A 23,177-nucleotide genomic window follows, 5' to 3' on the forward strand; every position below is an offset into this window, starting at 1 on the left:
CCCCACGGCCGAAGATCCGACGGAGGACCATGCGCCAGAAAATCCTGGTCGTCGAGGACGATCACGCCCTGCGTGACGTGCTACGCCGCGGCCTGTCGGACGAGAACTTCGAGCCCGTGCCCGCCGCCGACGGCGCCACCGCACTGCGGCTGGCCACCGACGACATCGCGGCGGTCGTCCTGGACGTCGGGCTGCCCGACGCGGACGGACGGGACGTCTGCCAGGCGCTGCGCGCCAACGGCTTCGCCGCCCCGATCATCTTCCTGACAGCCCGCCATCACCTCACCGACCGCCTGTCCGGGTTCTCCGCCGGCGCCGACGACTACCTGCCCAAACCGTTTCATCTCGCCGAGCTCGTCGCCCGGCTGCGGGCCGCACTCAAACGTGCCGCACCACCGGCCGTGGCCACAGCCGGGGATCTCGTCCTGGACGCGACCCGGCACAGTGCGCAAGTCGGCGTGGTCCATGTCGACCTGTCCCCTACGGAGTTCCGCCTGCTGGCCACGCTCGCGGCCGCGGGAGGCACGCTGGTGCCCCGCCGCGAGCTGGTCCGGACCGCCTGGCCGGACGGCGCACAGGTCAGCGACAACACCCTCGACCAGTACCTGAGCCGGCTGCGCCGCAAGCTGCGTGAAGCCGGCAGCGGCCTTGGTCTCACGACGGTGCGCGGGATGGGGCACCGGCTGTCATGAGCCGGCTCCTTCGCCGCCTGGCACCCCGCACCCTGCGCGGTCGGCTCTCGCTCGTGGCGCTGACCACCGCCGCGCTCCTGATGACCGTCCTGACCGTCGTGTTCAACACCGCGATGGACCGACACCTGCAGCACCAGGCGGACGACGAGCTACGCGCCCGTGCGGCCGCCGTCGCCACCACTATTGACACCAGCGGCCCCCGGGTGCGGGTCCTGGAGACCGTCAACGACAGCCTCCTCGACGCGAACGTGTGGATCTACGCAGGACCACGGCTGCTGGAGAAGCCCCCGTCCACCACCACCGACAGCACGCTGACCCGAGCTGCCGACCGGCTCGCCGCGCAGGGAAGAAACGGGTCTGCACCACCGTGCACTCCGACAGTCCCCGCTTCGTCCGCCTGTGCTCCCGGCCCGTAACCGGCCACCGCAGCACCGCCACCGTGGTGACGGCCCTGGACCTCGCCCCGTACCGCAACTCGGCGGACACCCTACTGCTGGGTTCGCTGATCCTGGACGCTGTCATGCTCGCGTGCACCTACGCGCTGACACGTCTGGCCGTCGGACGGGCACTGCGCCCCGTACGCACCATGACCGACCAGGCCACCCAGTGGAGCGCAATCGGCTCCGACCAACGTTTCGGCGCCGCGGAACATCCGGCCGAACTCGCCCGCCTGGGCTCGTTCATTGGACGCGCTGCTGGACCGCATCCGCACCGTGCTGCGCCACGAGCAGCAGCTGACCGGCGAGCTGTCCCACGAACTGCGCACCCCGCTCGCCCGGATCATCATCGAGCTCGACTGGTGGCGGGCCCGCCCACGCTCGGCCGCCGAGACCCACGCCACCCACGAGGTGATAGCGGAGGCCGCCCAGTCCATGCGCACCATCTGCGACACGCTGTTGAACGACGCCCGCGACAGCGCGCAGAACAACACCACGGCCGTCGGCGCCACCGCCGTCGCTCCCGTCCTGCGTCAGCTGGTCGAGCACCTCGACGCACGGGAGCAGGTGAAGACCGTCGTCGACGCACGGGGCTCGCACCTTGAGGCGGGCGTCGCGCCCGCTCTCCTCGAACGCATCGTCAGCCCGCTGCTGGCCAATGCCGTTCGCTGCGCCCGCTCCACGGTGACCGTGTCCGCAAGGCAGCCACCGGGCGGCGTCCGCATCAACGTCATCGACGACGGTCCGGGCGTACCCGAGGAATTCCTCGACGATCTCTTCCAGCCCGGCCGCCGAGCCGACCCGGGCGACGGGCACGATGGCGCGGGCCTGGGGCTGCCGCTCGCGCGGCGCCTGGCCCGCACCGTCGGCGGCGAGGTCTCCCACGACCCCGGGTACAACTGCGGAGCGCGCTTCCTGGTCGACCTGCCGACGGGCTGACCGGACTCAGTCAGCCTGCTGGGCGACTGCCTCCCGCTCCGATGTGACCGGGGTGACGGTCCGGCGCTCCTGGAGCTGCGCGTAGGCCATCAGACCGACCAGAACGGCCAGCAGCACGGCCGAGGAACCCGCGGTGCCGAGGTTCAGACCGCCCTTGGCGACCGGCTTGGTCAGGAAGTCACCCGCCGTGGCACCCAGGGGGCGGGTGAGGACGAAGGCGATCCAGAACAGCAGCACGTTCGGCACCACCGGCACCTTCATCAGGACGACGAGCACAGCGAGCGCGCCCGTGACGAGCAGCGCGCCACCGGCGTAACCGAGGCCGGAGCTGTCGGAGAGGAAGTCACCCATGGAGGTGCCGAGGGTGTTGGAGACGAGGATCGCCGACCAGAACAGGGCCTCGCCGCGGAAGGTGACGATGTCGCGGATCTGGAAGGTCATCCCGGTCGCCTTCCAGACGGCGAAGATGACCAGCAGGATCGAGATGAGGATCGCGGCGCCGGTCGGATAGCCCACACCAAGGCCCTGCGGGCCCCAGCCCAGCGAAGTGGCGCCGCCCGAGAGGTACTTGGCGCTCGCGTCACGGTTCATGAAGTCGGACATCGTGGTGCCGGCCATGCTGGTCGACAGGATGACGGTCCAGTAGAAGAACGGGTTGTAGTGGCTGGACCTGAGCTGGACGACCAGGGTCACCACGAAGATGAGGAACAGGGCGATGGTGGTGAGGAAGTAGCCGAGCTTGAGGGTCTGCGCGAAGAGGTCGCCGGCTGTCTCGCCGAGGGTGGTGGCGGCGATCTTCATGATCCAGAACGCCAGCGTCACTTCTGGGAGTTTCTTCATCACCGACTTGGTCGTGTTCGCGACGTCCAAGTCGGTGAGGACTTCCGGTTGCTCCAAGGTGGGGGGCTCCTGTTCGGGAGTACTGCAGGGCGCCCGCCCCGCGATGGGGGACGAGCGCCCTGTGAGACGAGACGACCGTGAGGGCAGTCGCCAGAGTCGACCTTGACAGCGTCAGCCTGAACGCATCCTGAACGCCCGCAACTTGCCTGCTCAGGCCGCGTGCCGAGCGGTGTGCTGCGACTGCGCCACGTCCTTGCGGGTCACCGACAGATACACGACGAGGCCAAGGATGACCGTGAGGAACAGGACGCTGGTGACGACGGTGCCCAGGCCCAGGCCGCCGTCTCCGCTGGGCTGAGAGAGGTAGTCGCCGATGGACGCGCCGAGCGGACGGGTGAGGACGTAGGCGATCCAGAAGCTCCACACCGCGTCCAGACCGAGCTTGAAGTGGGCGAGGGCAACCGCGGCGATGGCCAGGCCGAACAGGACCGCGGAGAGCCAGTAACCGAGGGCCATGCGCTCGGAGACCAGGTCACCGGCCGCGGTGCCGAGGGCGAAGGTGAACAGAACGGCGAGCCAGTAGTAGGACTCGCGGCTGGTGGTGTCGATGTGGTGGATGGACAGGGTCCGCTCGCGCCGGTACCAGACCACGAAGACGATCGCGAGGATGACCGCGAAGACGGTGGTGCTGGTCTCCAGCGGTACGCCCATGTTGTCGGTGAGGTTGTCGCTGATCAGCGTGCCCACGACGCTGATCAGGGCGACCGCGAGCCAGTACACACCCGCGCGATAGGCGGTGGTGCGGAACTGCACGACCAGGACGACCGCCAGCAGGGCGCTCATCAGGACCGACACACCGGTCAGGCCGAGACCGGCCTTCTCGTTGAGCAGGTCTGCCGCGGTCTCGCCGACCGTCGTGCACAGCACCTTGATGATCCAGAAGTAGGCGGTGACTTCGGGCACCTTGTTCCAGCCGAGTCGCCGACCGGAGGGTGCCACCTGGGCGTCGCCCGCCGAGGGAGCGGGGCTCTGTGAGGTCTCGTATGTCATGAGGCCCGACCGTGCCACGGGTTACCTGAACGCATCCTGACTGCCGTGCGGCATCGGCTGCCCCATCCGCCTCACCCGAGCACTATGAGTGCCATGACGACTCATGAACACGGCTCCTGCATAGCGGCGTTCCGCCCCGTCCCGTCCGCCGCCATGGAAGAAGGCCGCCTTGAGCCGTCCGACTGTCTCCCCACCGCCCTCTGACCGGGTGACGGCCTGGCTGCGCCGTCGGCTCGGCCGGGCCGTCGTGCTGTCCTACGTCGCCGCTCTCCTCCTGCCCGGCCCCGGTCTGTGGCTGCGCCGCAACCACACCGTGCCGCTGGGCACCGTCACCGGCCTGCCCCTGAGCACCGCCCCGCTGTTGCTGTCCCTGGTGCTCTTCTCCGCCGGACTTCAGGTACCCGTCCGCGAACTGGGCCGCCTGCTCCGCAAGCCGACCGCCCTGCTGGCCGGGCTGGTCCTGCACCTGGTGATCCCGCTCCTGGTCATCCCCGTCGTCGCGTTCGGACTGCACCGCACCCCCGACAGCGACGGTGGCAGCGGGCTGACCACCGCGATGATCCTGATCGTGGCGATGCCCGTCGCCGCCGGAGCCACCGTCTGGACCGGCAAGGGCGACGGCGACCAACCCACCATGGTGGGACTCGTCCTCGCCTCCACACTCCTCAGCCCACTCACCATCCCGCTGGTCATCACCACCTTGGGGCCGCTCCTCGACGGCGGCTACGCGGACACACTGGCAACGACCGGCCATACAGCCCACGGCGCCTTCGCTCTCGTCACCGTGGTCCTCCCCTGTGCAGTCGGCATCCTGTTCCGACTCACGCTGCCGACGGCGTGGCTCAGCCGGGCCCTGCACGTGATCGTGCCCGTCGCACTGCTCGGATCGCTCGTCCTGACCTACGTCAACGCCAGTGGCGCCCTGGGCTCCTTCCTCACGCATCCGCGCCCACTGCTGTTCGGTGCGGCACTGGTCGTGGCGGCGCTCGTCTGCCTGCTGTCCTTCGTGCTGGGCCGGACCGCCGCTCGGCTCCTGCGCCTGGACGCCCCCGCCTCCTCCTCGCTGACGCTCGCCTGCGGGATGAACAACAGCAGCGCGAGCGCGGTCCTGATCACCACCACGCTGCCCGACAACCGCATCTGCTGCTGCCGGTCCTCGCCTATGGGCTGCTGCAGAAGACGGCGGCGAGCCGGGTCGTCGCCGCGGCCTCGCGTGCATGAACGGTCAGACGGTGGCGGCCGCAGGCCGGAACAGGCGGTGCCGAGCGACCAGTTCGAGCGTCACGGCGACGGCAATGGACTGTACGGCCATGAGCGCGATCAGTACGAAGAGTTGAACGGCTCCGGCCATCACTGGACTCGCCCCACTGAGGAGCATGCCCACGAACGCCCCTGGGAGCGTGACCAGTCCGACGGTTCGTGTCTGGTCCAGGCCGGGCAGGAGCGCGTCGGACGCCGCGGGTCGCGCGATCTCCATCCGTGCGTCCCGGTCCAGGAACCCCAGAGCCATCGCAGCCTCGACCTCGCCGCGGCGCTGCTCCAACTCGTCCAGTGCCCGGCGTCCGGCGAGCACCGTCACCGTCAGTGTGCCGCCGATGAGGATCCCGGTGATCGGAACGAGCGCGATGCCCTTCAGCGGCACCAGCCCCGTCAGCAGCAGCGCAGCAACCGTGGGCACGACACCGGCGGCGATCGGTGCCGCCGTCAGCCACCAGGTCCGGTTACTGGTCAACCGCCGCCCCGCCGTGCGCACGGCGACGGCGAACATCACCACCAGGAACGCCAACAGGCCCGCCACCGTGGTGACCGCCCAGGTAATGACCGACGACACCACGGCGAGCTGAACTGCCGCACGCACACCCGCCACGACAATCTCCCGTGGCCGACTGGTCGAGGAGTCCGGCGACAGATGGAACCAGTGGGCGACCCCTGCAGCCACCGCGAGCAGCACCATGAGCAGCACGCCGAGGGTGATGTTGACCGGCAGCAGGGATCTCGCGCTCAGCATCACACCACCCCACCCTAGATCCCCGCCATCGACAGACGACGGCCGCCTCACACCTCCACTGCCTACACAGACGACGATCAGCGGGAGGCCCGCCATGAGTGAGCTGGGCCCACTGGATGCCTTCTGCGCCGCTTCAACCAGGGCGTCAGCGGCCAACGCAGTGTGTCGGTCCCTGCCAAGGCGTGACGTCGAGAACCAACAGCTCACGGGATCTGTCGGAGGGGCGCCCGGCTCAATGAACGATCCGGTAGCGGTGTTCGGGACGGCCGGTGGCTCCGTAGCGAAGTTCGAGCCGGACCATGCCCTCCCGTACGAGGTACGAGAGGTACCGCTGGGCCGTGGCGCGGGAGACGCCGGTGAGTTCGGCGGCCTGGGCCGCGGACAGGGCGTCGTGGGTGGTGCGGAGGACCTGGTGCAGGAGGGCGAGGGTCGGGGCGGAGTGCCCCTTGGCCGGAATCCGGGGGACGGCTGGTGGCCGGGCGGCGCTGAAGAGGGCGTCCACGTCGGCCTGGTCGGTTCGGGGAGCCTGGCCGAGGGCGTCCACGCGGTGCTGGAGTTCGCGGTAGGCGGTGAGCCGCTCGGCCAGGTCGGCGGAGCCGAACGGCTTGACCACGTAGCCCACGGCGCCGAGCTTCATGGCGGTGCGCACCGAGGTGATGTCCCGGTCGGCGGTGATCATGATCGCGTCGGGGCGGGCGCCTCCCTCGTCTCCGCTGAGCTGCCGCAGCACGTCGAGTCCGCTGCCGTCCGGCAGGAAGACATCGAGCAGCAGCAGATCGGGGTGGAGGGTGCGCACCGCGTCCAGCGTCTCGGCCACGGTCGCCACCTGGCCGACGACCTCGAAGCCCTCGACGCGGGACGCGTAGTCGCAGTGGATGTGGCTGACGCGGAAGTCGTCTTCCACCACCAGGGTCCGGATCATCCGCAATCACCTCTTGTCGGCGAGGCCGTCGTGAACTGTGCCTCTCGTGGTTCGGGGGTGGCGTCCGGCAGCGGCAGTACGACGGTGAAGACCGCGCCCGGCCCCTCGCTGACCGTGATCGTCCCGCCGTGCCGCTGGGTCAGCCGGTGGACGAGGGCCAGCCCCAGCCCGCGCCGGGCGGTGCCCCGGTCGGGCCGGGTCGACCAGCCGTCCTCGAAGATCGACTCGGCGGCGTCCGGCGGAATCCCCGGGCCGCTGTCCGCGACCCGCACCATCACCAGGTCGACGGCCTCGACCAGCGAAAGCTCCACCTCGCGGCCACCCGCCGGGGGCGGTCCGCCGGCCGCCGCGTCGATCGCGTTGTCCAGCAGGTTGCCGACGATGGTCAGCAGCCGGCGCAGATGCGGCGGGTCCTCGCCGAGCGCGGAGTCGTCACTGAGCACCATCCGTACCCCGCGTTCCGCGGCCACCGTGGTCTTGGCGACGATCAGCCCCACGAGCAGCGCGTTGCCGATCCGTTCGCGTACGGACTCGGTCAGCGCCTGGTCGGCGCCGGCCGAATCGACGGCGTACTCGTAGGCGGCGTCGTGGTCGCCGATGTCCAGCAGCCCGGCCACGGTGTGCATGCGGTTGGTGAACTCGTGCTGCTGGGCGCGCAGGGCGTTGGTCAGCCCGCGCACCGAGTCCAGTTCGCGCAGCAGCCCGATCAGCTCGGTGCGGTCGCGGACGGTGACCACCGCGCCCAGTTCACGGCCGTGCAGGGTCACCGGCATGCGGTTGACCACCAGGCAGTGGTCGTCGGTCAGCACGTTGAGATCGGTACCGGTCAGAGTGCCGTCCAGGGCGCGGCGCAGCCGCCCGTCGGGCAGCACCTCCTCGAGTCTGCTGCCGAGCGCCGTGCCGAGGCCGAGCAGGTGGCGGGCCTCGTCGTTGACCACGGTGATCCGGCCGTCGGGGTCGAAGGCGATCACGCCCTCCCGGATGCCGTGGAGCATGGCCTCGCGGTCCTGGAGCAGTCCGGCGATCTCCTCCAGCTCCAGCCCGAAGGTCGACCGCTTCAGCCGCCTGGCCAGCAGGAACGCCGCCGCCGAGCCGAGCGCGACGGCGATCGCGGCATACAGGCCGAAGGTGGGCAGCTCCCGCCACAGCTCGCCGAGCACATCGCGTTCCGGTATGCCGGCCGACACCTCGCCGACCAGCTTGCCCGTGGGCCCGTACAGCGGAGCCTTGCCGTTGGCGGACCGCCCGGTCGCGCCCTGGTCGGAGCCCACGTGGGGGCGGCCGTCCAGCACCGGGATCGGATCGCCCACGGGCTCGCCGATCAGCGCCGGGTCGGGATGCGAATGGCGGATGCCATGCAGGTCGATCACGACCACGTACGAGGCTCCCGACGCCTTCCGGATCCGTTCGGCGACGGTCTGCACGACATCGCCGCCACCGCCGTACTCCACGGCCTGCTGGATCTGTGGTTCGGCGGCCGTGGTCTGCGCGATGTCCAGTGCCCGCTGCTCGTAGGCACGGTCGATCTCGCCCCGCTGGGCGAACGCGAACAGTACGAAGCCGATGACTCCGGTGAGGGCCAGGATGGCCAGTTGGTTGGCCAGGATCCGCGCGGAGAGCCTCCCGTTCCCGCCGCGGCCGATCCGGATACGGATGGGCATCACAGGTGCCTTCGCCCTTGTCGTGCTGCCGGGCCCGGCCCCTTCGCCGTACCCGTGGTGGCGTGATTGTGTCCCACCGTGGCCACTCTGCCCACCCCCCGGCCGGCTGAGCAGAACGCGCAGAACCCGTGTTAACACGACTAACGCGGGATACGTCTGAAACAGCGACGTAACTCTCGGCGGCCTTTAGCGTCTGCCTTCCTCGACCTCCGAGGTCAGGAAGGAGACAGCCTCAGATGGCTTCGCGAAACGATGTTGCGACGAGCCCCGCCGCCGAGAAGATCGGCCGGGACAGCGCGCGAGTCGAGATTTCAGGACTCACCAAACGGTTTCTGACTCCCGCGGGTGAGGTGTTCACGGCACTGCAGGACGTTTCGTTCACGGTGGAGCCGGGTCAGTTCTGCGCGGTGGTGGGCCCGACCGGCTGCGGCAAGTCGACGACGCTGAGCATGGTGTCCGGGCTCGACCGGCCCAGCGAGGGCTCGGTCAAGGTCGGCGGCCGTGAGGTGGACGGCGTCACCGACGGCGTCAGCTTCATGTTCCAGACCGACGCGCTGCTGCCGTGGAAGACGGTCCTCGGCAACGTCCTGATGGGCCCGGTCTTCCGCAAGGTGCCCAAGCAGCAGGCCCAGGCATCGGCACGCGACTGGCTGCGCCGGGTGGGCCTGACGGGGTTCGAGGACCGCTACCCGCACCAGCTCTCCGGCGGCATGCGCAAGCGCGTGGCGATGGCCGCGGCGCTGATCAACGAACCCAAGATCCTGATCATGGACGAGCCGTTCGGCGCCCTGGACGTGCAGACCAAGGCGATCATGTCGACCGAACTGCTCGGCCTGTGGGAGCAGATACGTCCGTCGGTCATCTTCATCACCCACGACCTCGACGAGGCGGTGGCGCTCGCCGACCGGGTGGTCGTCATGACGTCCAGCCCCGGCTCGGTCAAGGCGGTCTTCGACATCGACCTGCCACGCCCGCGCGGCTCGGTCCAGGAGATCCGCTTCCAGCCCCGCTTCATCGAACTTCAGCACCAGATCTGGGACTCGCTGCGCGAGGAGGTGGAGCGCGCCTACGCACGCACCGCAGGAGGTACGGCATGAGTACGACGTCCACCGTTTCCACCGCCCCGGTCGAGGACGGCTCACCGATCTCGGCCGCGGCCGCCGCCAAGAGCGCCGTCCGGCGGCGCACCGCGCTGGTGTGGGCGGGTCGCATCGGCCTCGCGGTCTTCGTCCTCGGTGGCTGGCAGGCATTCACCACCTGGGGGATCGTCGACAAGTTCTTCTTCGGGCAGCCGTCCGGCATCGCCCAACGGCTGGTCGACCTCTTCCGGCAGGGCACCGAGTTCGGGTCCTTCTACGCCAACATCTGGACCACTCTCCAGGAGGCGCTGGCCGGCTTCGCGCTCGGGTCCGTCACCGGAGTGATCTTCGGTGTGGCGCTCGGCCAGAGCCGCTATCTGTCCGACGTGCTCGGCCCCTACATCAAGATGGTCAACGCGATCCCGCGCATCGTCCTCGGCTCGATCTTCATCGTCGCGTTCGGCATCGGCGTGCTGCCGAAGATCCTGCTCGCCGCGGTGCTGGTGTTCTTCATCGTCTTCTTCAACGCCTTCCAGGGCGTCCGCGAGGTCGACCCCAACATCCTCGCCAACACCAAGGTGCTGGGCGCCTCGCAGATGCAGATCACCCGGCATGTCATCGTGCCCTCCGCACTCACCTGGATCATCGCCAGCCTGCACAGCGCCTTCGGCTTCGCCATCGTCGGCGCTCTGGTCGGCGAGGTGCTCGGCGCGCAGAGCGGCCTCGGCCTGGTCATCAAGACCGCCCAGAACAACTTCGACCCCAACGGCGTGTTCGCCACGATGCTCGTCATCTCGGTCATCGTGCTCGGCGCCGAGTGGCTGATCGGCAAGCTCGAGCACCGGCTGCTGTCCTGGCGCCCGCCGGCCCCGTCCGAGGCCGCCAACACCATCTGACACCCCCGCACTTCCCCCTTCTTCACTCAACACCCTCAGCAAAGGAATGTGATCAGCCATGTCCAGACGACCCGTCGCCGTCGCCGCGTCCGTCCTCACCGTTCTCGCTCTCGGCGCCACCAGCGCCTGTTCCGGCAACTCCTCGGCCTCGACGGGCGGTTCGGGGTCCACGCCGACCGTGAAGCTCATGGCCGGCGGCCTCGACAAGCAGATCTACCTGCCGTACCAACTCGCCCAGCAGCTCGGCTACTACAAGAAGTACGGCGTCAACGTCCAGCTGAGCACCGAGCAGGACGGCGGCGTCGGCGCCGAGGAAGCCATGGCCTCGGGCCAGGTGGACATGGCGGGCGCCTGGTACAACCACACGATCGAGTTCCAGGCGAAGGGCAAGGCGGTCGAGGACGTCGTCCAGCTCTCCGGCGCGCCGGGCGAGCGCGAGATGTGCACCAAGAAGTCGGGCGTCCACTCGGCCGCCGACTTCAAGGGAAAGACCCTCGGCGTCACCGACCTGGGCTCGGGCACCGACACCCTCACCCAGTTCCTGGCCGCCAAGAAGGGCGTCAAGACCAGCCAGTACCACCGGATCGGGGTCGGCGCGGGCTCCACCGCCATCGCCGCGCTGCAGAACGGCAAGGTCGCCTGCGTCATGACGACGCAGCCGACAGTGGCCGCGATCCAGAAGAAGGGAGTCGGTACCTCCGCGGTCGACCTGGCCACCACGAACGGCGCCACAGCGGCCATGGGCGGCGCCTATCCCGCCGCCAGCGTGCTCGCCCGCACCGACTGGGTGAACTCGCACAAGGACACGGTGCAGAAGGTCGTCGACGCACTCGTCGCCACCATGCACTGGATCAACACCCACAGCGCGGCCGACATCGCGAACAAGCTGCCGGCGTCGTTCGTGTCGAACCAGTTGGTGACCAAGGCCGACTACATCTCGGCCCTCACCGAGGACAAGGGTCAGTTCCTCCCGGACGGCCTCATGCCGTCCGGCGGCCCGAAGACCTCCTTGGCGACGGAGAAGCTGGTCGGCAACGTGAAGTCGTCGGTGAACCTCAGCAAGACGTTCACCAATGACTTCGCCATCCAGGCCAACAAGACCGAGGGCTTCAAGACCACCACGACCCCGGCAGGACCGAACGGCTGAGCCGTCACCACCCACGGGGCCGCCCAAGTGCAGTCGACTGGGCGGCTCCAGGCCGTGAGAACGGCCCCCTTGGGCACGGTCACCCGGACCGGCCGCCTGCCCCGTGTCACCGACGGCGTGCCCCCAGCAGTCCGAAGAGGGCGGCGGCAGACAGGCCGACGAGCCAGTCCTTGCGACGTATGGGCGAGACCGACCGAACCCGGGTTCAAGGGGTGTTGTGCGGGCTCACCGATTGCGCCTGTCATCACCTGGTGTGGCAGCCGGTCGCTGACTGCGGCCCGTGCGCCCCGCCCGCGTCAGGCCGGGGCGCACCGGACTGGTCAGCGGACCGGCAGCACCGTGGTGTGTTCCTCGCGCACGGCCTGCAGGGAGCGGGGGTTGAGACCGAGCAGGCTCAGGATCGTCGGTGCGATCTGCTTGGTCTGCACGCTCGCGGAGTCGCGTACGCCGTCCGCAACCGCGGCGCCGGACACCACCAACGGGACGTCGAGGTCGTCGGAGTGGGCGCCGCCGTGCTCGGCGATCTTCTTTGTGCCGCCGGTGTAGACGACGCCGTACTGTGCGAGGCCGAAGATGTCCGGGACACGGGCGTCGCCGGCTTCGACGTGGAAGTAGCGGGCCGCGGCCTTCCCGGCGTAGACCTTGCTGAGCCCGCTGCGCGTGAAGGTCTTGGGCGCGGCGTTGATGTCGGTGCCGGTGCCGCTCTGCGCGAGCAGGTACGTCTTGGCGAACTCGGTGGCGGCCTGCGAGCGGTCGGTCAGCCACAGCAGCATCGCGTCGTCGTCCACCGAGTGCGCGACCAGGTCGCCGGCGGTGGGATGGAGCTTCTTCCAGGCGGCGTTGAGGCCGTCCAGCAGCGGGCCGTCGTCGATCCGGGTGAGCGCGGTGGGGTCGGTGGGCGACTGGCCGTGCTTGGCGGACAGGATGATCGTGGTGCTGTCGGCCAGGTGCCGCTTGGCGAGCTCAGAAGTCAGGGCACCGATCTGCGCGTTGACGAAGTCCAGGTTCTTCGTCAGCAGCGGTCCGGGCACGTTCTTGGCGGTGTAGCCGCCCTGGAGGCCGTCGGAGGCGGGCAGCTTCTGCGCGGTGGAGACCGACTGGAAGTTGAGACCGAAGACCGCCGGGGTGCCGACCTTGTGGGCGCGGCTGTGGTCGTAGCCGTCGATCTCGTTGAGGACGGCCTTCACCTTGTAGCCGTCGTACTGCTCGGTGGCCTGGTTGTCCTTGGTCCAGTCGTTGCCGGCGGGGTAGCCGAGGGCGTCGCTGTTGATCTCGGGCGTGAACAGGTCCTGGATGCCGGTGCCCGAGGGCCCGTTGAGGATTTCGTACGCCGCGTGCTTGTCCGACCACGCGGTGCGCAGACCCGCGCTGCGGGCCACCTCGAAGACGGTGTTCACCTTGAGGTAGGAGTGCGGGTAGACCGGCTTGCAGGTCTTGGGGTCGACCGGCAGCTTGGAGGCGTTGATCAGGCTCGCCGGGTTGCCGGTCATCGACAGGATGCTGTCCGGCAGGCCGGTGAGTCCCTGACCGGCGTCGATGGAGGCCTGGTTCTTGTCCAGGTCTTCCGTGAGGTCCACCTCGACACCGGGCTTGACGGCCTTGCAGCTGGTGGTCCCGGCGGGCAGGAGCGCCGCGTTGTAGGTGTCGTCGTAGTAGACGCCGGTGGTGCCAGGGCCGCCACCGGTCGCCTGGGCGACCATGCCGGGGAAGGAGTCGGACGGCGTGGTGGTCTTGGCGTGGGTGTACTCCACGCCGCCGCCGACCAGCCGGGCCAGCGCGGAGTTCGGGTGCCGGGAGACGTACCAGGCCAGGTCCGACTGGTGCAGCCCGTCGACCGAGATCAGCAGGACGTGCCTGGCGGGGGCCTGGTGGTGGGAGGCGGCGAACGCTGAGGGTTGGGCGCCGGTCACGCCGGTCAGGACTCCGGTGGCTGCGCTAACGGCTGCGAGTCTGACGTAACGTCTGGACATCTGGGCATCTCCCGGGTGTTTGGGGCGAGTTGCGAGGGCCGGGCCCATCAGAGTCGCGCCTTGCGTACCTGAAACGGCGCATGTGTGAACGCACACGGAAGGAGCGGTCGTGTCTTCATCAAGCAGGTCTGTTTTTGGCCAAGAAGGAGGGAGTCCACACACCCGGCGAGCAGCCCGGTCCGTTCGCCGCCCGTGCGGACGCCGTGAACTGGACAAGGCCGTCGACTGTCGCCGACCATCCCAGCGGCCCGACAAACCGCACCTGCTCCTGCCGGTGCTCGCCTACGGGCTGCTACAGAAGACAGCCGCGAGCCGGGTCGTGCGGACTGCGGATCGTCGGCACCCGCCCTGCCCTGCGTAGCGAACTCCGCGGACTCCCGCCCTGATGTCACGAAAGGGCCCATGACACGGCTGGGCGAATCAGCCGTTGCGGAGTGTCCTGCGGAAGGCCACGCAATCCTCGTATGACGGAAGCAGACCCATCGCCTCCGCCTCGGCCAGGGTCGGCGCCTGCGCGTCCTTGGGGGACAGCAGCGGCTCGATACCGGCCGGCCACTCGATGGCGAGGTCAGGGTCCAGCGGGTGGATGCCGTGCTCGCGCTCGGGGGCATAACCCTCGGAGCAGAGGTACACCACAGTGGCATCGTCGGTCAGCGCGAAGAACGCGTGACCAAGGCCCTCCGACAGGTAGACGGCGTGGTGGGTGTCATCGTCGAGCCGGACGGCCTCCCACTGCTTGTACGTGGGTGAGCCGACTCGGATGTCAACGATGATGTCGATTACCGCACCGCGCACGCACTGGACGTACTTGGCCTGGCTGGGCGGCACATCGGCGAAGTGGATGCCCCGCAGGGTGCCCCATTTCGAGACGGAGCAGTTGGCCTGGGCCAGGTTGAGGTCCTGGCCGGTCGCCGTGCGGAACTCGTTGCCCCGGAACCACTCGTGGAAGCTGCCCCGGTCGTCGGGGAAGACCTTCGGCTCCAGCACCCACGCGCCTTCGATACCCAGGGGTCGCATTCTGTCCGTGTTCCTTTACTTCTTGAGGGCGCGGCGGAGCTTGCCGGCCAGGCGACGCAGCGTCGGCTTGCGCGCAATGACCGGCTTGACGACGAGCGTGCCGCCATCGGCCCGCAGGGCCAGGGCCAGCGCGGCGGACTTCTCCTTGCCGGCGGCGGGCAGGGTCAGCCGGGCACGGTCAAGGTGCGGCTCGCGCCGCGGCCGGTCAGCTTGAGCGTGACGTCGGCCCTGCCCGGGACGTGCAGCGGCAGGGCGGCGGTGAGGCGGGCGGTGTCGCCGGTGACCGTGACCTCGGGCGGGGTCAGGGCGGCGAGGTCGTACGAGAGGCGGTCGGTCTTCTGGCCGATGTCCAGCGAGAGGTTGCCGTGGGGGTCGGTCCAGTACGGGAACACCAGGCGTTCCGCGGAGCCGAGCAGAGCGCCGATGCGCCCCTGACGGGCGTCGTCGCAGCGCACGGAACCCACACTCCACGCCTGGTTCGCTTCAGGCACCATCCACCCGTGAAATACATACCAAGCCAGACCAGTTACGCATCTTGGACTCCGGGACGTGCAGCGCAGACCCGCTGCTGCCAGTGCGCGCATTCGCCCTTGTGTCGCGGGTGAACAGCCGCACGCCAGCTCCGGGTGTGCGCACCGTTGCTGCGCTGGAGAGTAAGTAGACGCTCCATCTACGCTGCGCGAGGAGTTGGAGCCGCTCTCAACTTGGCTCCTGGTCAGCCGTTGCGCGGAGCTGGTCGACCCCCGCGGTGACGATCCGGCCGCTGACAGGGCGGTCTTCACGCTCCGGCTGGCTCGCACAGCCTCTTGCGGCTTCGGCAGGAAGTCACCGAGCTCGGGCGGCGAATGACCACAGCGGTCAAGCCCACCGCGCCCAACCTGCTGGCACGGATTGGGATCGGGCCGGACAGCGCGGCGGCCCTGTTGATCGCAGTCGGCGACAACCCTGAGCGGCTGGGCAGCGAGGCGTCCTTCGCCGCGCTCTGCGGCGTCAGTCCCGTCGAACAGTCCTCGGGCAAGAGCCGGCGTCGCCGGCTCAACCGGGGCGGAGACAGACGGGCCAACGACGCCTTGCACCGCATCGTGGTCACCCGCATACGCCAGGACGAACGCACCCGCGTCTATCTTGGAGCGTCGCACTGCCGAGGAAAAGGGGAAGCGCATGAGCTTGTACGCGGACAGCGCGAGGTAATGCGCTGCCTGAAACGCTACGCAGCCCGCGAGATTTATGCCCTGATACGCGCCGACATGGTGACATGCCACCAGCGGCCTGATGATCCAGCGACCCTCACGACCGCAGCTTGACGAACATAGGGGCATCAAGCACGGCTGCGCTGCCCTCCCGAAGGGCCGCGTAGGTCTTGGCCGCTTGCTCCGGCGCCGGGTCGGTGGCGCCGTCAGGTAAGGCCGGGATCAGGGCGACGGTGTGTTACTCGTCGAGGAACTGAAGGGCGTGCTTCAGGAACCGCTCGGGGTACTGGAACTGCGCTCCGTGCCCAGCGTCGGGGTAGATCAGCAGCTGGGCGTTGGGGATGTTCTGGGCAAGGTGCCATGAGTTGATCGAGGCGATCATCACGTCGTTCTCGCCGTTGAGGACCAGCGTCGGCTGGGTGATCGCGTTCAGGAAGGCATAGGGGTTCTCGCCCGGCAGCGGTTCCGCGTAGGCGATGGCTGCTTCGAACTGCGCCTGTGCGACCGCGGGCGAGCTCGGCGTGTCCTGGTCGGCCCGCTGGTGACGTCGCTCCCAGAACGCCTTGCCCGCTTCCTTCGCGACCTCCGAGCGACCGAAGAACAGGAAGAGGAAATCGTCCAGGGTGGGGACCGGATTCAGCGCGTAGGCAGGCACCTCGGGGTCACTCGTCGGGTCGCCGCCTCGCAGACCGGTACCGAGCAGGAGGAGCTTGCGCACCAGCTGGGGGTGGCGCAGCGTGACCTCCTGCGCCTGGTAACCGCCGATCGAGAAGCCGAGCAGGTCGACCTGCTCCAGCCCCAGCGCCTGGATGACCGCGGCGATGTCGTCGGCCATGTCCTCCATCCGGTTGCGCGGCGTGCCGGATGACGAGGCGATGCCGCGCCCGTTGTACAGAATGACCTCGCGGCCCTCGGCCAGGCCGTCGGTGAGCAGCGGGTCCCAGTTGTCCATTCCGCCGCGGAAGTGCTGGATCAGGAAGATCGGGACACCGGAGGGCTTGCCCCAGCGGCGGTAGGCGAACCGGTCGCCGTCGACCTCGATGAACTGGGTCTGTGCGGTTACGTGCGTGTCAGTCATGGCCTTGAGCCTTTCTGGAGGGCGTGAGCAATACGATGACGGTCATAATCTAAAAAGTCAATCACTTTGATGTCGATCGACATCTATGTACACTCGACAGCGAGCGCAGAGCGTCGGCGGAGGAAGGGACGACTGGACATGCGGGTCACCAAGGCACAGGCCGAGCAGAACCGCGCCCACATAGTCGCGACAGCCTCCAGGCTGTTCCGTGAGCGTGGCTACGACGGCGTCGGCGTGGCAGAACTGATGGCAGCCGCCGGGTTCACCCATGGCGGGTTCTACAAGCACTTCAGCTCCAAGGCCGACCTGATGGCCGAAGCGTCCGCGAGCGGGCTCGCACAGACCGCGGCACGGACAGAGGATCTGGACGCCGCCGAGTTCGTCGAACACTACGTCTCGCGGGAGCACCGCGAGGGGCGCGGTGACGGCTGCACCATCGCGGCCCTCGGCGGTGACGCCGCACGTCAGCCGACGGACATCAAAAAGGAGTTCGCGGCAGGGATCGAGAGCCTGCTGACGGCCCTTCAGGCCCAGGCCCCGACTGATACGCCGGGGGATGCGGATCAGCGCGCGGTCCGTGCCACAGTGATCGACATGCTCGCCCACTCGGTCGGCGCGGTCATGTTGTCGCGGGCGTGCCCGGACGGTTCTCCGCTGGCTGACGAAATCCTCGATGTCTGCCGCGGGGAAATCCTCGCGTCTCTGGCACCCGGCAACAGCGACCAGCCGGCGGCAGGCAGCCCGGAAGTCTGACCACAGCGTTCAGCCGCAGCGGGATGACGCCCGGCAGGTCCACCGTCTCGGGACGGCGGGCCGCCGCGTAGGCCTTCGCGCCGTCAGCTGCCGAGGAAGGCGTTCACCTCGGTGCCGAACTCGACGGGGTACTGAAAGAGGAATCCGTGGCCGGCGTCGGGATAGATGCTCAGCTTCGCGTTGGGCAGGTGCTCGGCCAGTAGATAGGTGTTCTCGGTGGGGACCATCTCGTCGTTGTCACCGTTGGCGACCAGGACGGACTGCTGGATGGACGCCAGACGCTGAAGGCGGGTCTCGTCGCGGACACCCCAGGCGGAGATCGCGATCAACTGGGCGTCGCGGACGGCGAGGGTGGACGAGGTGTCCCGCTCGGCGGTGCGCATGTCCAGGCGCTTGAGGAAGTCGACGCCCTTGGCCTGGCTGGAGGCGCTCTTCTCGAAGAACAGGGTGAGCAGACCCTCAGCCGTGGGGGCGTCACGGAAGGCGGTGTCACGGATGGCGCCCGCGGTGTACAGGGGGGCGGTGCCCGCCAGGACCAGGCGGCGCACCTGCCAGGCGTGGAAGAGTGCCATCTCCTGGGCGATGAAGCCGCCGATGGAGAGGCCGAGCAGGTCGTAGCAGTCCAGCTTGATCGCGTCGAGGAACGCGAAGGCGTTGTAGGCCGTCCCCTCGATGGTGTTGGGGGTGGTGCCGGTGAAGCCGCCGACGCCGGCGAGATCCACCAGGATCACCTCCCATTCGGCGGCGAAGGTGTGGACGAGTTCGGGGTCCCAGTTGTCGAGCGTGGCGCGGAGGTGCACCAGGCACACCAGCGGCAGGTTGTCTCGTTGGGCTTACCGAAGCGGCGGTAGCGGTAGGTGACGCCGTCCGCAGCCTCGACCTGTACCAGGTGGGAGACGAGGCGTACGACATGCTGCCCTTCCCCGTGCCACGGCGCCTTCAGCCAGTACGCCCTCGCGCCGACCCGAACCTTCGCGCACAAGCCGCTGAACCTGGACCACGTGCAGGAAGCGGCCACGCCGCTGGCCAGGCTTGGGCTCCTGGCAGGCCCTCGGTGACTGCCTGTATCGGCGAGGGCAGCGGCGCCCCGGCCGAGGTCACCGCTGAAAGCGTGGCCACGATGATGACGTGGGAGGACCTCGCGGAGATCCCGCTCGGCGAACCCGAGACGGAGGCCCCCGAAGAGCTCCGACACACGACAGCCGGTAGAGCGTTCAGACTTGGCCGTTCAACGTGCGCAGCTCCGGGTACAGCGCCTCGACCGGGCCGCTGAGAGCTGCCTTGACCTGTGTGGTCAACTCGTCGGCCAGGACCTCGTATTCGCCGGCCTCGACGGCGTTGAAGACCGACGCCACGAGCTCTGCCGGCAGCATCTTGGGGCCGTCGGCGTGAGCCGCCATGCGGGTGTCGACGTAGCTCATGTGCACACCCGACACGTGGACACCCCTGGATGCGAGCTCGAGGCGCAGCGAATTGGTGGCCGACCACAGTGCGGCCTTGGACGCGCTGTAGATACCACCGTAGGCGTACCAACTGCCAACGGAGTGCACGTCGACGAGGATCGACTCCGGCTGGGCGGCGAGGATCGGCGCGAAGGCACGGGCGAGGAAAACGGGTCCGAAGAAGTTCGTCTCCATGTTCGCCCGAATGTCCGCCTCGGCCACGTCCAGGAGACTCGCACTCGGCGGGTTCGCGCCCGCGTTGTTGATGAGCGCGGTGACATCCGGTGCAGTGGCAACGGCCGCCTCGATCGACGTGGGGTCGGTGACATCGAGGGTGAGGGGGACGATGCGCTCATCGTCCCAGGTACGGGGGGTGCGGGCGGTGGCGTAGACCTTGGCCGCGCCGCGGGCGAGGGCCTCGTGGACAAAGTGAGTTCCGATACCGCCGTTCGCTCCGGTGACGAGGACGACTGTTCCGTTGAGGGAGGGCATGTTCGCGTTCTTTCTGGTGTGGTGAGGCCGCACCGGTCGGTGCGGCGGATGAGGAGCGGAGGGTGAGCCGCCCGTCCTGGGTGGGGAAGCAACCCGCCGGCACATGATCAAGCGCGTGCCAGGACCGGGTAATCGGTGTGTCCGGCCCCGCCGCCGTACAGGGTGGTCAGGCCCACCTCGTTCAGGGTCCCCGAGCTGCAGGCGTTCCACCGGAGATGAGCAGCCTCAGCGAAGCGCTCTGCCTGTAGTACATCCGCGCGCCAGGGGTTCCCTCGGGATTGGTGCGGTTGCGGCGGACGGTAACGAACTTGAGGACCTCGGGACGGCCGAGCTCGTCCCGGCTGATGGCCTGCATGGTGTCGTTCATACGCTCCACGCTGCGGTTTGCGAACTAAAGGGACAACGGCAGAAATGCCAGTGGTAGCCAGAGCCGTGCCACAGCACACGCCACAAGCGAGCACAGCGAGTGGGTCGCAGTGACACGACGCTGGAGGCGGAGTTGGCGAAGGGGCCGATGGCGCACGGCTGGCCGGACCAGCGCTGGACACTGTCACGGGTGAAGACCGTGATCGGCCGGCGTTTCCATAAGAGCTACATCCTGCAAGGGGTGCGCAGGCTGCTGATCAGGCATGGCTTCTCCTGCCACGTGCCGGCCAGACGGGCCGTCGGACGCGACGAGGAGGCCATATGCGGCTGGGTGAAGGTGACCTGGCCGCACGTGGAAACACCGCGGCGGCGCTCGACGCATAGTTCGTCTTCGCGGAACTGGCGTGGAACCTGACCCGGAACCAAACACCAAGCAACGGACCAAACGCTCGGTTAGGCGGTCGGCCCACCTCGCCGTCCGTCACGGATGGTGGCGATTCCGCAAGGAAGGTTGCGGGCCTCATCACGGAGATGCCGGGCCAACGTCGACAAGGGCCGCATCGATCAACGACTCTGCGATGGATCGCGCGTACGCGAAGGCGTGGCTGCTGTTGAGCGCGGTGCCGCGTGCGGCCGCGCCGTCGAAGAGCAGAGCCAGTTGCTCACCGAGGGTTTCCGGGTCGGCGACCCCAGCCTGCCGCGCGATGTCCGTCAGACGGCGGGCGAACCCCCTCTTGTGCGCCGCGGCCAGTTGATGGGCAGGATGCGCGGGGTCGGGTACCTCGACGCTGACGTTCAGGAACGGGCAGCCCCGGAACGGTGCGGTGGTTTCCGGCGACTTCTGGTCGAAGACGGCCAGGAGCTGCTCACGCGGGCTCAGTGCCGTTTGGGCGGGCACCTCGGTGACTGGTGGGCGAACGTCGACCAGGGACTTCAGGTAGGCCTGGACGAGCTCATCCTTGCTGGGAAAGTGCACGTAGAGAGTGCGTTTCGACACTTCGGCGACGGTCGACAGCTGAGCCATCCCGGTCGCGTTGATCCCCTGCGCCGTGAACAGTTCTCTCGCCGCTTCCAGGATCCGCTCCCGGGCGCCACGTCCCCGACGTCGGCGTACGGGGTGAGATTCGGTCATAGCTCTGAGGATACCGATCGTTTTACAAACGCCGGTGGGCCAGCTACGGTGAAGCCTTAAAGGTAGACCGATCACCTTACTTAGCCGCCCGGCATCGCGTGGTGCGCGGGCAGGTGGTTCGCGGCGCCACATCCATCCATGGCCCGCCCGGTGCCCCTCTGGTCGCCCCGCGGGGCCTTCGTGCTGACCCGCGCGTGACCCGCCACCCCCACCCCACCTATCGATGCCACCACCTAGGAGACCTGATGCGTTACACGACCTTCGGACGACGGACAGGACTGCGCGTTTCCGAGTACGCGCTCGGCACAGGGAACTTCGGCACCGGCTGGGGTGCCGGTGCGGAGCCGGACGAAGCGCGTCGGATGTTCGACAGGTTCGCCGAGGCCGGCGGGACGTTCCTCGACACCGCGGACGGCTACCAGTTCGGCGAGTCGGAAGAGCTGGTGGGCAAGTTCGTCGCCGCCGACCGGGACCACTTCGTCCTGGCGACCAAGTTCACCAACGGGGCGAGCCCGCAGCCCGGCATCTCCAGGACGGGCAACAGCCGCAAGAACATGGTCGCTTCTCTGGAGGCGAGTCTGAAGCGACTCGGTACCGACTACATCGACCTGTACTGGGTCCACTTCCCCGACGACCTCACGCCCATGGAGGAGATCCTGCGCGGACTGGACGACCTGGTCAGCTCCGGCAAGATCCTCCACGCCGCCCTGTCCAACTTCCCGGCATGGCGTGTCTCCCGGGCCGCGACCCTCGCGGACCTCAAGAACTGGGCACCGGTCGCGGGCATCCAGATCGAGTACAGCCTCGTCGAGAGGACCGCCGACCGCGAGCTGCTGCCGATGGCCGAGAGCCTGGGACTGGGCGCCGCGCTGTGGTCCCCGCTCGGCGGCGGACTGCTCACCGGCAAGTACCGCCGCAGCGACGAGGGGCGGCTGACCGATCTCAAGGCGGTCATCCACACCGAGAACACCGAACAGAAGACCGCCGTCATCGACACCGTCCTGGCCATCGCCGAGGAAACGGGCGCGACGCCCGCCCAGGTGGCGGTGGCCTGGGTTCGTGAGCGTGCCGCTCAGGCCTCCACCCCGTTCGTCCCGATCATCGGCCCGCGCAACCTCAGCCAGCTCGACGACTACCTGGGCGCCCTGGACGTCCAACTCAGCCCCAAGCAGTTCGCACGCCTGTCCGACGTCAGCGCCATCCCTCTGGGAGTGCCCCACGAGGCGACCGCCAAGGCCCGAGACGCCGTCCAGGGCGGTGACGCCTCCCGCGTCACCCAACCCGCCGTGCCCGCGGCCTGAGCCGCGGATCCTGCCGCGGCGACTCATCGCCCACCGGTTCGGCGGTCCTCCGCCGAACCGCCCTCGCGTCTTGGGGCCCCGCGCGCCCGCAGACGCCCCATCCGACCCATACAGACGGCGACCGTGGCACCGGCCTGTCGGTTACTCACCAGGCGAAGAAGTGAGGCCACCATGCCGCATTCCCCATCAGTGTCGGGGGCACCCAGGACCGCAGGGCCGGGGCGAGAGAGAAGCCATGAAAGGGCGTGACAGCTCGGGCGAACTGCGCGGAGAAGTCAGGAGCCGCCGTGTGGACGCGGTGACGACACGTGTCTTCGACTTGCTGGGCAAGCGCTGGAGCGGTCCACTCATCGCCGTACTCCTCGGCGGCCCCGCGCACTTCACCGATTTGCGCCGTGCTGTTCCCGGCATCAGCGAGCGAATGCTCTCCGACCGGCTGACCCAACTGGTGACGGCGGGCCTGGTCGTGCGCGACGTGAGCCAAGGGCCACCACTGCGCGTGCGCTACCACTTGACGCAGGCCGGGGTGGCGATCGGCCCGGCCATGGATGAACTCCGAGACTGGGCACGGGCCCACCTCGGCGATCCCGCCGGGGACGATCCTCCGTGACCACTGAGGGTCCGCCCCTCGACTGCTTCCCAAGCTCGAAGAACGAGTGTGCTCGAGGTGGATCGAGGAACACCAGTGGGTCGCCCGGCCAACTGTCCGGCCGACCGGGCGCCGCTCTCAGCCACTTCCGACTCGCCACAAAGTCCAGCCGAACC

Annotated in this window: 22 protein-coding genes and 4 pseudogenes; 12 read left to right on the forward strand and 14 right to left on the reverse strand. The window is 68.7% G+C overall.

Translation table 11 applies throughout. From position 1 onward, the window contains the following. Positions 1 to 29 precede the first annotated feature (29 nt). Both OG303_RS01515 and OG303_RS01520 read left to right on the forward strand, forming a co-directional pair. On the forward strand, positions 30 to 692 hold the full coding sequence (locus OG303_RS01515) for a response regulator transcription factor (RefSeq protein WP_405863899.1): 663 nt from the start codon (positions 30 to 32) through the stop codon (positions 690 to 692). Further along, positions 689 to 2,068, forward strand: a pseudogene (locus tag OG303_RS01520) (sensor histidine kinase). The gene OG303_RS01515 and the pseudogene OG303_RS01520 overlap by 4 nt, the downstream one beginning before the upstream one ends. A gap of 6 nt (positions 2,069 to 2,074) precedes the next feature. Here the strand turns inward: OG303_RS01520 and OG303_RS01525 are convergent. After that, the gene (locus OG303_RS01525) at positions 2,075 to 2,965 is read right to left on the reverse strand and encodes a hypothetical protein (RefSeq protein ID WP_405863901.1); all 891 of its coding nucleotides are present in this window, start codon (positions 2,963 to 2,965) and stop codon (positions 2,075 to 2,077) included. A gap of 153 nt (positions 2,966 to 3,118) precedes the next feature. After that, positions 3,119 to 3,958, reverse strand: a complete 840-nt coding sequence (locus OG303_RS01530) for a hypothetical protein (protein ID WP_405863902.1) — start codon at positions 3,956 to 3,958, stop codon at positions 3,119 to 3,121. Between the two features lie 169 nt (positions 3,959 to 4,127). Here OG303_RS01530 and OG303_RS01535 point away from each other — a divergent pair. Further along, positions 4,128 to 5,179: pseudogene (locus OG303_RS01535) on the forward strand (sodium-dependent transporter). A 4-nt stretch (positions 5,180 to 5,183) separates the two neighbouring features. Here OG303_RS01535 and OG303_RS01540 read toward each other — a convergent pair. The 3 genes from OG303_RS01540 to OG303_RS01550 form a co-directional block, all read right to left on the reverse strand. Further along, a complete protein-coding gene (locus OG303_RS01540; RefSeq protein ID WP_405863904.1) occupies positions 5,184 to 5,966 on the reverse strand; it encodes an ABC transporter permease in 783 nt (260 codons plus the stop codon). A gap of 232 nt (positions 5,967 to 6,198) precedes the next feature. Beyond that, on the reverse strand, positions 6,199 to 6,888 hold the full coding sequence (locus OG303_RS01545; RefSeq protein WP_405863906.1) for a response regulator: 690 nt from the start codon (positions 6,886 to 6,888) through the stop codon (positions 6,199 to 6,201). Continuing rightward, positions 6,885 to 8,549, reverse strand: a complete 1,665-nt coding sequence (locus OG303_RS01550; protein WP_405863908.1) for an ATP-binding protein — start codon at positions 8,547 to 8,549, stop codon at positions 6,885 to 6,887. The genes OG303_RS01545 and OG303_RS01550 overlap by 4 nt, the downstream gene beginning before the upstream one ends. A gap of 236 nt (positions 8,550 to 8,785) precedes the next feature. Between OG303_RS01550 and OG303_RS01555 the strand changes: the two genes are divergently transcribed. The 3 genes from OG303_RS01555 to OG303_RS01565 are packed head-to-tail and all read left to right on the forward strand — an operon-like array spanning position 8,786 to position 11,671. Beyond that, a complete protein-coding gene (locus tag OG303_RS01555; RefSeq protein ID WP_266531865.1) occupies positions 8,786 to 9,646 on the forward strand; it encodes an ABC transporter ATP-binding protein in 861 nt (286 codons plus the stop codon). Beyond that, complete coding sequence (locus tag OG303_RS01560) at positions 9,643 to 10,524, forward strand: ABC transporter permease (protein WP_405863910.1); 882 nt, start codon at positions 9,643 to 9,645, stop codon at positions 10,522 to 10,524. Before OG303_RS01555 ends, OG303_RS01560 begins: the two co-directional genes overlap by 4 nt. 58 nt (positions 10,525 to 10,582) lie before the next feature. Then, complete coding sequence (locus tag OG303_RS01565) at positions 10,583 to 11,671, forward strand: ABC transporter substrate-binding protein (RefSeq protein WP_405863912.1); 1,089 nt, start codon at positions 10,583 to 10,585, stop codon at positions 11,669 to 11,671. A gap of 320 nt (positions 11,672 to 11,991) precedes the next feature. Here OG303_RS01565 and OG303_RS01570 read toward each other — a convergent pair whose 3' ends face one another. Further along, a complete protein-coding gene (locus tag OG303_RS01570; protein ID WP_405863914.1) occupies positions 11,992 to 13,581 on the reverse strand; it encodes an alkaline phosphatase family protein in 1,590 nt (529 codons plus the stop codon). Between the two features lie 307 nt (positions 13,582 to 13,888). On the opposite strand from OG303_RS01570, the pseudogene OG303_RS01575 reads away from it, so the two are divergent. After that, positions 13,889 to 14,002, forward strand: a pseudogene (locus OG303_RS01575) (sodium-dependent transporter); the annotation flags it as partial. Positions 14,003 to 14,061: 59 nt separating this feature from the next. On the opposite strand, the gene rfbC reads toward OG303_RS01575, so the two are convergent. Next, positions 14,062 to 14,658, reverse strand: a complete 597-nt coding sequence (gene rfbC / locus OG303_RS01580) for a dTDP-4-dehydrorhamnose 3,5-epimerase (protein ID WP_405863916.1) — start codon at positions 14,656 to 14,658, stop codon at positions 14,062 to 14,064. A 164-nt stretch (positions 14,659 to 14,822) separates the two neighbouring features. Next, complete coding sequence (locus tag OG303_RS01585; RefSeq protein ID WP_405863918.1) at positions 14,823 to 15,113, reverse strand: hypothetical protein; 291 nt, start codon at positions 15,111 to 15,113, stop codon at positions 14,823 to 14,825. Between the two features lie 390 nt (positions 15,114 to 15,503). On the opposite strand from OG303_RS01585, the gene OG303_RS01590 reads away from it, so the two are divergent. After that, positions 15,504 to 15,962, forward strand: coding sequence for a transposase (locus tag OG303_RS01590; protein ID WP_405863920.1), 459 nt, complete (start codon positions 15,504 to 15,506; stop codon positions 15,960 to 15,962). Positions 15,963 to 16,086: 124 nt separating this feature from the next. Here the strand turns inward: OG303_RS01590 and OG303_RS01595 are convergent, their stop codons facing one another. Continuing rightward, positions 16,087 to 16,926, reverse strand: coding sequence for an alpha/beta fold hydrolase (locus OG303_RS01595; RefSeq protein ID WP_405863922.1), 840 nt, complete (start codon positions 16,924 to 16,926; stop codon positions 16,087 to 16,089). 69 nt (positions 16,927 to 16,995) lie between these two features. Here OG303_RS01595 and OG303_RS01600 point away from each other — a divergent pair, with 69 nt between their 5' ends. Continuing rightward, positions 16,996 to 17,679: a TetR/AcrR family transcriptional regulator gene (locus OG303_RS01600; protein ID WP_405863924.1), complete on the forward strand. Its 684-nt coding sequence runs from the start codon at positions 16,996 to 16,998 to the stop codon at positions 17,677 to 17,679. A gap of 7 nt (positions 17,680 to 17,686) precedes the next feature. Here OG303_RS01600 and OG303_RS01605 read toward each other — a convergent pair. The 4 genes and pseudogenes from OG303_RS01605 to OG303_RS01620 all read right to left on the reverse strand — a co-directional run. Further along, positions 17,687 to 17,761, reverse strand: a pseudogene (locus tag OG303_RS01605) (short-chain dehydrogenase); the annotation flags it as partial. A 1-nt stretch (position 17,762) separates the two neighbouring features. Further along, entirely contained in the window at positions 17,763 to 18,488 is a 726-nt protein-coding gene (locus OG303_RS01610; RefSeq protein ID WP_405863926.1) for an alpha/beta fold hydrolase, read from the reverse strand. Between the two features lie 405 nt (positions 18,489 to 18,893). After that, positions 18,894 to 19,613 (reverse strand): SDR family oxidoreductase, encoded by a 720-nt coding sequence (locus OG303_RS01615; protein WP_405863928.1) that lies wholly within the window; start codon positions 19,611 to 19,613, stop codon positions 18,894 to 18,896. A 181-nt stretch (positions 19,614 to 19,794) separates the two neighbouring features. Then, positions 19,795 to 19,980, reverse strand: coding sequence for a hypothetical protein (locus OG303_RS01620; RefSeq protein ID WP_405863930.1), 186 nt, complete (start codon positions 19,978 to 19,980; stop codon positions 19,795 to 19,797). 147 nt (positions 19,981 to 20,127) lie between these two features. On the opposite strand from OG303_RS01620, the gene OG303_RS01625 reads away from it, so the two are divergent. Continuing rightward, the gene (locus OG303_RS01625) at positions 20,128 to 20,394 is read left to right on the forward strand and encodes a winged helix-turn-helix domain-containing protein (protein ID WP_405877042.1); all 267 of its coding nucleotides are present in this window, start codon (positions 20,128 to 20,130) and stop codon (positions 20,392 to 20,394) included. 108 nt (positions 20,395 to 20,502) lie between these two features. Here OG303_RS01625 and OG303_RS01630 read toward each other — a convergent pair whose 3' ends face one another. Continuing rightward, positions 20,503 to 21,111 (reverse strand): TetR/AcrR family transcriptional regulator, encoded by a 609-nt coding sequence (locus tag OG303_RS01630; RefSeq protein ID WP_405863932.1) that lies wholly within the window; start codon positions 21,109 to 21,111, stop codon positions 20,503 to 20,505. 245 nt (positions 21,112 to 21,356) lie between these two features. Between OG303_RS01630 and OG303_RS01635 the strand changes: the two genes are divergently transcribed. Both OG303_RS01635 and OG303_RS01640 read left to right on the forward strand, forming a co-directional pair. Next, positions 21,357 to 22,412 carry an aldo/keto reductase gene (locus tag OG303_RS01635; RefSeq protein ID WP_405863934.1) on the forward strand — a complete coding sequence of 352 codons (1,056 nt, stop codon included), beginning with the start codon at positions 21,357 to 21,359 and terminating at the stop codon, positions 22,410 to 22,412. Positions 22,413 to 22,647: 235 nt separating this feature from the next. After that, the gene (locus tag OG303_RS01640) at positions 22,648 to 23,022 is read left to right on the forward strand and encodes a winged helix-turn-helix transcriptional regulator (RefSeq protein WP_405863936.1); all 375 of its coding nucleotides are present in this window, start codon (positions 22,648 to 22,650) and stop codon (positions 23,020 to 23,022) included. Positions 23,023 to 23,177: the final 155 nt, after the last annotated feature.

The sequence above is a fragment of the Streptomyces sp. NBC_00005 genome (assembly GCF_045160215.1).
Lineage (GTDB): Bacteria > Actinomycetota > Actinomycetes > Streptomycetales > Streptomycetaceae > Streptomyces.

Excerpts from the sequence above, each read along its gene's own strand:
- OG303_RS01620 (WP_405863930.1), bottom strand. The coding sequence starts at position 19,980 with ATGAACGACACCATGCAGGCCATCAGCCGGGACGAGCTCGGCCGTCCC.
- OG303_RS01555 (WP_266531865.1), top strand. The coding sequence starts at position 8,786 with ATGGCTTCGCGAAACGATGTTGCGACGAGCCCCGCCGCCGAGAAGATC.
- OG303_RS01545 (WP_405863906.1), bottom strand. The coding sequence starts at position 6,888 with ATGATCCGGACCCTGGTGGTGGAAGACGACTTCCGCGTCAGCCACATC.
- OG303_RS01615 (WP_405863928.1), bottom strand. The coding sequence starts at position 19,613 with ATGCCCTCCCTCAACGGAACAGTCGTCCTCGTCACCGGAGCGAACGGC.
- OG303_RS01625 (WP_405877042.1), top strand. The coding sequence starts at position 20,128 with ATGGCGCACGGCTGGCCGGACCAGCGCTGGACACTGTCACGGGTGAAG.
- OG303_RS01640 (WP_405863936.1), top strand. The coding sequence starts at position 22,648 with ATGAAAGGGCGTGACAGCTCGGGCGAACTGCGCGGAGAAGTCAGGAGC.
- OG303_RS01600 (WP_405863924.1), top strand. The coding sequence starts at position 16,996 with ATGTCGATCGACATCTATGTACACTCGACAGCGAGCGCAGAGCGTCGG.
- OG303_RS01550 (WP_405863908.1), bottom strand. The coding sequence starts at position 8,549 with ATGCCCATCCGTATCCGGATCGGCCGCGGCGGGAACGGGAGGCTCTCC.
- OG303_RS01630 (WP_405863932.1), bottom strand. The coding sequence starts at position 21,111 with ATGACCGAATCTCACCCCGTACGCCGACGTCGGGGACGTGGCGCCCGG.
- OG303_RS01595 (WP_405863922.1), bottom strand. The coding sequence starts at position 16,926 with ATGACTGACACGCACGTAACCGCACAGACCCAGTTCATCGAGGTCGAC.
- rfbC (WP_405863916.1), bottom strand. The coding sequence starts at position 14,658 with ATGCGACCCCTGGGTATCGAAGGCGCGTGGGTGCTGGAGCCGAAGGTC.
- OG303_RS01635 (WP_405863934.1), top strand. The coding sequence starts at position 21,357 with ATGCGTTACACGACCTTCGGACGACGGACAGGACTGCGCGTTTCCGAG.
- OG303_RS01540 (WP_405863904.1), bottom strand. The coding sequence starts at position 5,966 with ATGCTGAGCGCGAGATCCCTGCTGCCGGTCAACATCACCCTCGGCGTG.
- OG303_RS01560 (WP_405863910.1), top strand. The coding sequence starts at position 9,643 with ATGAGTACGACGTCCACCGTTTCCACCGCCCCGGTCGAGGACGGCTCA.
- OG303_RS01590 (WP_405863920.1), top strand. The coding sequence starts at position 15,504 with ATGACCACAGCGGTCAAGCCCACCGCGCCCAACCTGCTGGCACGGATT.
- OG303_RS01530 (WP_405863902.1), bottom strand. The coding sequence starts at position 3,958 with ATGACATACGAGACCTCACAGAGCCCCGCTCCCTCGGCGGGCGACGCC.
- OG303_RS01565 (WP_405863912.1), top strand. The coding sequence starts at position 10,583 with ATGTCCAGACGACCCGTCGCCGTCGCCGCGTCCGTCCTCACCGTTCTC.
- OG303_RS01515 (WP_405863899.1), top strand. The coding sequence starts at position 30 with ATGCGCCAGAAAATCCTGGTCGTCGAGGACGATCACGCCCTGCGTGAC.